At 75.0% G+C, this 3,099-nt stretch carries 2 protein-coding genes and 1 pseudogene; 1 reads left to right on the top strand and 2 read right to left on the bottom strand.

Going from position 1 to position 3,099, the window contains the following annotated elements; translation table 11 throughout:
• A partial coding sequence (locus tag QH283_RS13480) for a serine/threonine-protein kinase (RefSeq protein ID WP_280503342.1) occupies positions 1-924 on the bottom strand: 924 nt, incomplete at its 3' end.
• 54 nt (positions 925-978) lie between these two features.
• Positions 979-2,625 (bottom strand): serine/threonine-protein kinase, encoded by a 1,647-nt coding sequence (locus tag QH283_RS13475; RefSeq protein WP_280503341.1) that lies wholly within the window; start codon positions 2,623-2,625, stop codon positions 979-981.
• A 156-nt stretch (positions 2,626-2,781) separates the two neighbouring features.
• On the opposite strand from QH283_RS13475, the pseudogene QH283_RS13470 reads away from it, so the two are divergent.
• Positions 2,782-3,099 (top strand): annotated as a pseudogene (locus tag QH283_RS13470) (hypothetical protein); the annotation flags it as partial.

Here is a 3,099-nt window from a genome sequence, read left to right as displayed (position 1 = left end):
GGCGTGCGGCGGCCGGGCGGGGGGTGGCTGGGCGGCGGGTGGCTGGGCGGTGGGCGGCCACCCCGCCGCGGGAGAGGTGGCGTGATCCGGCACATCGGCGCGCAGCGCCGCCCGGGCGGCGGCCGCCATGGTGGCGCAGTCGGGATAGCGGTCGCGCGGGTCCTTGGCCAACGCGGTGCGGGCCCCCTCGTCCCGCCCCGGGGGCAGGCCGGGAACCGCGTCCGAGGGACGTGGCGGCGGGGTGTGGAGGTGTGCCTGGAGGACCTCACCCGGGGTGGGGCCCGGGAAAGGCAGTGTGCCGGTGAGCATCTGGTAGAAGGTCACGCCGAGGGCGTAGATGTCGCAGCGGTGGTCGGGCTCGCGACCGTCGATCTGTTCGGGGGCGACATAGGCGAGGGTGGCGGTGAGCTGGCCCGCGGCGGTGAGGTGCGGGTCGTCGTGGCTGCGGGCGATGCCGAAGTCGGCGACGAAGACGTGGTCGCCGCCGTCGCCGTCGTCGGGGACCCGCAGATTGGCCGGCGTGACGTCGCGGTGCAGCAGGCCGCGCCGGTGGGCGGCGTCGAGTCCGGCGGCGGCCTGGGTGAGGATGCCGACCGCCCGCCGCGGCGACATGCCGCCACGGATCAGGTGCGCCACGTCCGACCCGTCCACATAGCGCATGGCGATCCACAACAACTCGCCCTCGACGCCGCGGTCGTAGATCTCCACCACGTTCGGATGGTCCAGGCGCACGGTCATCTCGGCTTCGCGCTCGAAACGCGCGCGGTACTCCGGGTCCCGGCCGGCCTCGGCGTCGAGCACCTTCAACGCGACCGAGCGCGGCAGGCGGGGGTGACGGGCGAGATGGACGGTGCCCATGCCGCCTTCGCCGAGCTTGCGCTCGATGCGGTACCCGGCGAACACCGTCCCCGGTGCCAGCGCCATGTCGTAGCTCCTCGTCGATCGGACCGGCTCGCGCCCGCGAGCCCGGTGAGCGGGTCAGATGGGGGCCGAGCGCCACCAGCGGTCGTAGACGTCCCGGCCGCCCGCGCCGCCGCTGGCCGAGACGACGCAGAACGAGCGGTCCGGGTCGTCGAAGGAGACGTCGAGCAGGCCGAACCCGGCGATGCTGTCGCTGCCCCAGCGCACCTTCCCGGTCCCCGACGGGCGGGTCCAGCGCTCCTCGCGCACGCCGGTCAGCCCGGTGACGTCCGAGCGGTACCCGAGCGGACCCCGCGTCGGATCGCAGTGGATGTTGACGTGGATTCCGTCGTCGGAGGCGGCCGGGCAGTGCAGCCACTCACCCAGGTCGTCGTTGAGCGCGCACCGCATGCCCTGATAACCCGTGCCGGTCGGCTCCGCGGGCAGCAGATCGGGGAAGGCCTCGACGATGTAGGCGGCCGGGCCCCAGGCCGAGGACACCGGCGCGACGGTGGTCGATGGCGCCTCGGTGGATCGCGCGGTCGTGCCCGCCGCCGAGGTGACGGTCGTGCCGGGACCCGCGGTCGGGCGGCCGCCGTTCTCCCGGACGAGGACGGCCGCGATGGCGGCCGAGAGGAGCAGCAGCACAACGCATCCCGCGATCAGCAGCGCACGGGCCGTGCGTGCGGCCGGAGTCGTGACATAGGTGCCCCGGTTCCCGGGGGATGATGTGAGGCCGTGCGGGGCTGTGCCCGGACCGCCGGCGGCGGGCGCGGTGGAGATTCCCTGTGCGGGTGTGTGACCGGTCGGCGCGGGTGGTGCCGAGGGGGACGTCGTCGGGGGAGTCGCCGCCGGTGGATGTCCCGGCGTCGGTCCCGGATCGGCGCGCGGCGCGTCGACGGCGGCGAGCGCCGCCTCGGCGAGCGCGCCGCAGGACTCGTAGCGCTGGGCGGGGACCTTGGCCAGGGCGCGGGCGATGACCGGGTCGAAGGGCGCAAGGGCGGGATCGGTGTGGGAGGGGACCGGCGGGCGCTCGTAGAGATGGGCGTGCATGGCGGCCGCGTGCGAGGGTCTGACGAAAGGCGCCGAGCCGGTGAGCATCTCGTAGAGGGTGCAGCCGAGGGCGTAGACGTCGCTGCGATGGTCGAGCGGGGCCCCGGTGAACAGTTCGGGGGCGGCGTAGGCGAAACTGGCCAGGACCGAGTTGGTGGTGGTGTCGGCGATCCCGAGCGGGCGGGCGATGCCGAAGTCGGCCAGGCGCACCGAGTCCGAGCCGTCGTCGGCGCGGGCGACCATGATGTTGGCCGGTTTGACGTCGCGGTGCAGCAGCCCGCGCCGGTGCGCGGCGTCCAGTCCGCGCGCGGCGGCCGCCACGATCCGCACGGCACGGGCGGGCGGCAGCTCGGACCGGCCGCGCCGCACCAGTTCCCCGGCGTCGACCCCGTCGACGTAGCGCATGGCGATCCACAGCAGATCGCCCTCCTCGCCGCGGTCGTAGACGGCCACCACATTCGGATGTTCCAGGCGGGCGGCGAGTTCGGCCTCGCGCTCGAACCTGGCGCGGAAGCCCGGCTCGCGGGCGAGCCGGGGATCGAGCACCTTGATCGCGTCCCGGCGCGGCAGCCGGGGGTGCTCGGCCAGGTAGACGGTGCCCATGCCGCCCGCGCCGAGCCTGCGCAGGATGCGGTACCCGGCGAATTCGTCTCCTGGTTGCAGCGACGGCACAGCCCCGGCCTCCTCCCGGTCGCAGGATACGCGTGTGCCCGCTCACCGTACGCCCGGCCCGGCCGGGGCGGCGAGCCCGAGGGTGCCCGAACTGTCCGAATCAGGGGGTGGCCGATCCGAATCCGTCGCGGGCACAGGCGGTTCTACACTTGGCGCGTGCGTCTGCGTCGGCTCTTCGCCCTGTGTGTGTTCGTTCTGCTCGCTCCGCTGTCGGTGACGGCCTGCACCGTCGATGGTCCCGGTTCCACGGCCGAGTGCCATGTCGACGGCTGCACCATCACCTTCACCCGCGGCGTGGGGGGGGGGGGCGCCGCGGGGGGGGGGGGGGGGGGGGGGGGGGGGGGGGGGGGGGGGGAGGGGGGGGGGGGGGGGGGCGTTGTGGGCGGGGACGCGACGGCGCAGCGCCTTGGCGGCGGCCTTGCGGGCGGCGCGGGCGGGGCTGTAGGTGGTGGTGATCATGTCCGGCTCCTCCGG

The organism is Nocardia farcinica, assembly GCF_029867845.1.
Classification (GTDB): Bacteria; Actinomycetota; Actinomycetes; order Mycobacteriales; family Mycobacteriaceae; genus Nocardia; species Nocardia farcinica_A.
This window is presented reverse-complemented; position numbering and strand designations above follow the sequence as displayed.